Source organism: Deltaproteobacteria bacterium, from assembly GCA_020845775.1.
In the GTDB taxonomy this organism is placed as follows: Bacteria; Bdellovibrionota_C; UBA2361; order SZUA-149; family JADLFC01; genus JADLFC01.
This window is the reverse complement of record JADLFC010000080.1, coordinates 1-5,411: the sequence shown is the minus strand read 5'-3', so window position 1 is coordinate 5,411 and position 5,411 is coordinate 1. Positions and strand designations below refer to the sequence as shown.

General features: G+C 45.7%; 4 protein-coding genes. 1 reads left to right on the top strand and 3 read right to left on the bottom strand.

Features of this window, described 5'->3' with window-relative positions; genetic code table 11:
- Positions 1–1,753: TcfC E-set like domain-containing protein (locus IT291_05105; GenBank protein ID MCC6220605.1), on the bottom strand; the 1,753-nt coding region annotated here is incomplete at its 3' end.
- A 333-nt stretch (positions 1,754–2,086) separates the two neighbouring features.
- On the opposite strand from IT291_05105, the gene IT291_05100 reads away from it, so the two are divergent.
- Positions 2,087–2,656 carry a hypothetical protein gene (locus tag IT291_05100; protein ID MCC6220604.1) on the top strand — a complete coding sequence of 190 codons (570 nt, stop codon included), beginning with the start codon at positions 2,087–2,089 and terminating at the stop codon, positions 2,654–2,656.
- Between the two features lie 57 nt (positions 2,657–2,713).
- Here IT291_05100 and IT291_05095 read toward each other — a convergent pair whose 3' ends face one another.
- Both IT291_05095 and IT291_05090 read right to left on the bottom strand, forming a co-directional pair.
- Entirely contained in the window at positions 2,714–3,394 is a 681-nt protein-coding gene (locus tag IT291_05095; GenBank protein ID MCC6220603.1) for a LysM peptidoglycan-binding domain-containing protein, read from the bottom strand.
- 96 nt (positions 3,395–3,490) lie between these two features.
- Complete coding sequence (locus IT291_05090) at positions 3,491–5,248, bottom strand: protein kinase (GenBank protein MCC6220602.1); 1,758 nt, start codon at positions 5,246–5,248, stop codon at positions 3,491–3,493.
- Positions 5,249–5,411 lie beyond the last annotated feature (163 nt).

Sequence of the window (5,411 nt, the reverse complement as noted above, 5' to 3'; positions counted from 1 at the left end):
TACTTTCACGACTAACGCTCCCATCGTCTTCGGTAATTACAATATCGACATCATAACTTCCTTGGGGAAACGCCACGGTATTTATTTCCTGGAGTCCGTAATCGAGCACCTGCGAAGAGAGCAATCGTCCGCCGCGAAAAAAATCAACGCGCGCATGCGATGGCACAAAAACTTCAAGTTTACTTCCCCTTAGTAAGCTTTGGTTTGTAATTATATTTTCCGACGTTTGAACACTTAGACCCACAAAATCATTACTGGAAGTCAAAAGTTGTCCATCCGTCCGAAGGAGACCGATGTTTGTTTCAAAGTCATCGACAATCCCATTTGCGGAAAATTCTGTAAACTCGTAATCGTCATTCTGGACGTATGTCCCGTTAGCGTTTAACCAATATTTACTAAGGCTAGCAATTGTTTTGTGCGTTAAAGCCATATCCATAGCCGTATCGAGCTCGCCCGCTGCGGCATAGTGAACAGATTGCTGCAACGAAAATTTGCGCTCGGGATTTGGTAGCGTATCGTCGAGAACTAGCGAATGTCCAGTAAGAAGACTAGGATCTATATTGAGGATTATTTGAAACGTGTCCAGATCGTAATGCACACTCCCAATATTTTCGATCGACCGCTTTTTATGTATTCGGCCTGAGACAAGCTCGACAATCGCTTGCTTGTCTTTTGTTTCTGACAACTGCTCCACCAAATCATTTGGGTTAGGAACTTCAAACCAGTTCTCCGTAAAGTTCACAAGTATTGTGCCACGCTGAGTATCGGCGAGATACAGATCGAACAACATGCTCTCAGGTTCATACTCATTTTCGACAGCGGTTGGTTCGGACTCGAACTCTTCAAGTTTGTGAATTTGTATGCTTGCTAAACCAGATTCTTTCGAGGCACTTCCTTCCTCGGAGTTTACTGACTCCGAGCTCGGCTTGTCGTCTAAGAGTGACGAACTGCTTGCCTTGGGAAAAGCATCACTGGCACGAGAAGTGGGATACTGCGGCTGCAGCTCATGCTTGGATTCCTCTGTTGCTTGCGTTTGCGTGAACTGAAATGCGTCTGCAATCTCTATTTCAAGTTGATTAGTGCTTGTGTCTAAAGAAATTGACGCAAATCCTTCTATGCTTTTTTCATCAAATATTTTCCCAGAAAAAAAGCTAATAAACTCACTTTGTCGTTTTAGTCGTGGCAGGAGACTGAGCAAGTAAGTCGGATCTACTACTTGAAACCAGTGCTTAGATAACCGCAATATTAGCTGGCCTTTAAGTTGCTGATTGAAGTACACATCCACCGTACTTTCGCGTTGAGATTCCTCCTTTGTTATTGTCGCGGTTCGCCACGATGACAAACTTGGCATTGCCGTTTCCGTCTGAAGGTTATTAGGCGAAATTCGATTGTCCTCCAAAAGAAAAGAAGAATGTATATTTATCGTTATATATTTAAACTTAGGATTATAGACTATAGAGCCCACACCGTAGTCGACTCGCGAACCCTCAATTAAACCAGAAAACAGCGCTCGGAAAATCTTTGGGGCCTTGGTCGACGGTAGCTGTTCGAGAATTTCGTCTGGGTGGACAATCTCGAACATACCCCCTCCGTGACGAACCAGTACAGAGCCGTAGGTGTCGTCATCTAACAGTAGCGAAAATCGCTCAGGCTTAAGTTTAGTTGCCGCACCTTCATCAGCCCGAGCCGAGACATGAAAAACGCAGGAGAGAACTACGGTAATAATCCAAAAAAACCGCTTCTTTTGAACCATAACAAGTCCATCTCATCTGGAACAAACGAAAAATACGCCGTTCTTTTAATGGGTATTAACCGTAGTTTAGTAGTAAATTTAAGCTCTAAAAACCCCAGTAATTACGATGCTCTGTCAATGAGCGTCGGTGCCGTGTAGACGCCCATGAGACCAAGACACTTAGGGCCATTAAACAAAATGCTTACTGAATGATTGCGTGCTATATATTGTGCTCAATGCGAAGCAAGATGGCAGCTTAGCAATAGATATGGCTCAACTATTATACCATTTACAAAAATCCTTTTTGGAAACGGTATAGCTGCACACACATTTTGTGTTTCCAGGTGAGTTGCGATGAAGGATAATGCTTGTATTTTTAGACTTGGGAGTTTGTTTTGTAGAGCGAGCATCTTTTTTTTCGTCGTTGCATCGCACTATGCCGCGGCACACGCCGCAACAGACGGCACGCTCGGGCCTACATCTACTGGTTCTCTCTCGATAACTATTACAATTCCTCCTCGCGTTCGCATTTCTAATGTAGCGGACCTAGCACTTGGAACTTTCACTGGAACTGGCGATAAAACTGCTGCGGATGATGTTTGTATCTACACCAATGACCCAGCTGGTACTTATCGCATAACAGCAACGGGTAACGGCACTGGTGGAGCTTTCACCGTAAATGATGGTGCGTCTAATGAGCTCGCCTACTCACTTCGGTGGAACGACCAGACTGGCACTACCGGCAATGTCCTGCTGACATCGGGAACTGCGCTTACCGGCCAGAGCGGAGCAAACACCACTGCGAGCGATTGCGGTGGCAGCAATACGGCAAACATAGAAGCTACTATAACAGAAAGCGAACTAAGCCTCGGCGAAGCCGGATCGTATTCGGGAAATGTGACGATCCTAGTGGAGCCTGACTAGAGCAACACTTCACAAAGGGCGTGTGTCTGGAAAACTAGCGTTTTCCAGACAGGCCAATTACTGTTGCTCGAGAAGTTCCTCGAGCAGTTTCTCGCGTTCGCTATCCTCGTCACTGGGCTTTTCGCCCGCTGAATTATCTCTGTTATCGCCTTGAGACTTACCTGTTGCGGCCATATCTACGTCTGCGGTAGTTGCAGCCATGGTTGCTGCTGAAGTCGCCGACGCCGTCGGTACCTCGTTAACGACTACAGCATCACTTGGCTTTTCACTAGCGTTACTAACCGCTGCTGGTGGAGTCTTTTCCCCCTGCTTTTCAAGACTAGCAGTTCCTTCAGATCCAGCCTGCTCTGACACTGCCGATTGAGGCGCACTTTGCTTAAAGCCATGCTGCCTAATAAACTTTTTTGGCAACTGCTCGCGCTTAATAATTAAGCCTGCTGGAATTACGATGACCTGTCCAATTTTTAGATTGGTCGCCTTAATTCCAGGATTAGCAGCCTCAATTGCCGTCCAGTTGGCAACCTTACCAGTGTACCATGCTGCAATTAATCCTAAAGTTTCACCCTGAAATTGAATCGTATGCTCGAGATCTGGAGCCCTCACCTCTTCTTGTGGCTGTGGAGCAACCGGAGTTACCTTTTTAGCGCAAGCCGTCATTGCAAACACCGGCAAAATAACTAGCAATAATAGACTGCTCTTTGTGGCTAACAAATTGCATTTTGTTCTAACCATTTCCATCTTTCTTATCCCCTATCAAGATTCACTCGATCTACAGTGCGATACATATCAATATAATCGACCCCAAACCAAACTTAATATAGCTAATTAATATACTTAATCGACAAGTTCCTCAACGGCCTTTAAATCCCCGCTATGACCTAGCACTTCATTTAATACTGTTTTTACTACCTTATCTTCTTCAACCTCCAATCTCCGCTCGAGAAAGGCTCTTGCCTCCGGCTTGCCTGTTTTCGCAAGAGCTTTAGCGGCATAGCCACGAACCAGATAATTCTCGTCCTCTGCGAGCGACGTAAGAGCACGAAAACCGTTACTGCGCTCCCAATGTGGTCGTAACGACAAAGCGGTCGCCACTGAGACGCGAATTAGGTCGCTACCACTAGCCGCCAATGTGCCTAAAATTTCTGTAAATTCTTCTCCAGTTCTCTTCCCAGCCTCAGAGATTAAAATTCGCCTCTCCTTAATCCCCATCTGCTGAGAACGAAGTAAACTAGCCAATAGTTCATCGTCATATTCTCGTACTTCCGAGAGCTTAATCTTTTCATAATCGACAGGTGGCGCTGACGCCTGAGAAAGCCTTTCCTCGCTTGCCTCATTTGAAATCGCCGATGTTCTACTAAAAGATAATGCCCCAACAATAGTAACTCCAATGGCGATAGCACAAATAGTAACGACTATCTTTAACTTCCTAAACAGCCCTAAGGAACTAATCTCCTCACTACTAGGATTGCTCTTACCTCGAGCATTCTCCCTCCCCTCTGGCGTAGCGCCTCCGCCCGTGACTCCAGCCGAAGATCGCGAAGCAAACAATCGATCGTCATTCAAGGCAGTCCTGCCCTCTGTCGCAGATAGTTGAGATTTCTCCCTCGCCCGAATACTCCATTCCACCATTGCCCGCAAACCAGATCGCTTGCTTAAATCTAACTTTTCAGCCCTATCTACTTCCTTTCGATCCCCCTCACCGCCAATGTTCTTGTTGGCATTCGCATTTGGCGAAAAACCGCCAAGCAAACCACGTCCATCCACCATAATGTCCAACACCTTTCCCAAATCGCCCACAAACGCCAGAGCACTTGAATAGCGCTCCTTGGGATTCTTGGCCAAAGCTCTATGTAAAATGCTCTCTACCTCTGAACTAAGCTTTCGTCCCGAATGAGAAAGTGACACCGGTGCCTTATGCAATATGTTATTAGCAACCGTAGTAAAATCCTTTGCCCCAAACGGCAGACGCGCAGTAAACATCTCAAACGCAACTACGCCCAGCGCAAAAATGTCAATGGCATCATCTACCGCTTCACCGCGAATTTGTTCTGGCGCCATATAGTCCGGAGATCTTGGAACTGTGTCTACTGACGGCACGAGCGAAGTCATAAAGCGCATTAACCCAAAATCCAGCACATGTACCTTATGGTTCGCATCAACGATAACATTGCTCGGCTTAATATTGCCGTGCAACACTCCGCGACTGTGTGCATAATCAATTGCACTCGCTATCTGACCCAAATAGTGCAACAGTTCCTGATTGCCAAATCTATTTCGCCGCGAAATCATGGTCTCGAGCGATTCACCTTCGGCATACTTAGTCACGATAAATAAAGTTCCATCGTCTACGTACCCTGAGTTAAGAACGATAACGATGTTGGGGTGCTTTAACATACATACACTAGTTGCAACCTCTTTAAAGCGACCTATTACTTCTGCATCGGTCGCCTTTCCCCTAACCTCGGTCACACGTATGGCCTTTAGCGCCAGAATCTCGCCAAATTCTGTGTCCCTAGCCTTATAAACGGTTCCAACCGGACCGTGCCCGCAAATAGACACTATTTCGTATTTGTCGATATAACGTGCATTCATCTCCCTTGGCCCATTGGGTTTAATTACTACTGGCGTCGCATTTATACCGTTTCCAAAAAGTAAGTTAAATATTTTACTTTTTGGAAACGGTATTTGTTGTTTATTGGCAAGTGCTTACGCACTTGCTGTTTATACCATTTACAAAAATCCTTTTTGTAAATGG

What these genes read in the sequence shown, in the direction of transcription:
- IT291_05095 (MCC6220603.1), bottom strand. Translation starts at nt 3,394, where the DNA reads ATGGAAATGGTTAGAACAAAATGCAATTTGTTAGCCACAAAGAGCAGT.
- IT291_05090 (MCC6220602.1), bottom strand. Translation starts at nt 5,248, where the DNA reads ATGAATGCACGTTATATCGACAAATACGAAATAGTGTCTATTTGCGGG.
- IT291_05100 (MCC6220604.1), top strand. Translation starts at nt 2,087, where the DNA reads ATGAAGGATAATGCTTGTATTTTTAGACTTGGGAGTTTGTTTTGTAGA.